The 421-nt window shown below is 42.0% G+C and carries 1 pseudogene; it reads right to left on the reverse strand.

The features are described from left to right. Window positions 1-392: pseudogene (locus PZH32_RS11510) on the reverse strand (hypothetical protein); the annotation flags it as partial. Window positions 393-421 lie beyond the last annotated feature (29 nt).

Genomic DNA, 421 nt, shown 5'->3' on the forward strand with positions numbered 1-421 from the left:
ATAAATACAATCAGTGCAGGCAGCAGGATACAGATGCGAACCGGCATGGATTCAAAGAAATGTGCGGGAAAGATTCTGCTGTAGATCCATCTGCAGGTATCGGAGATATATCCGATAAAGATCATATTTGCAATCGTTCCAAAACCGATCAGGCTTGTATCGGACAGGAAAATGATGATAAAAAGGATCAGATTGATCAGAAGCTGGGCTGTTCCAAATGTCAGTCCGACATGGGAGATTACTCCCTGCGTAAATGCCGAACATGGATCTGTACCGAAATGGATCTCGATCAGCCAGGAGAGTCCGAATCCCTGGATGAGAACTCCAAGTATGACCATGATCAGTCTGTTCCTGAATTTTTCAGGTCTTGCAAACCAGTTTAATTTTTTCATAGATACCTCCTCAAGATATAAAAAATAAA

The organism is Adlercreutzia equolifaciens, from assembly GCF_029076695.1.
GTDB lineage: Bacteria > Actinomycetota > Coriobacteriia > Coriobacteriales > Eggerthellaceae > Adlercreutzia > Adlercreutzia equolifaciens_A.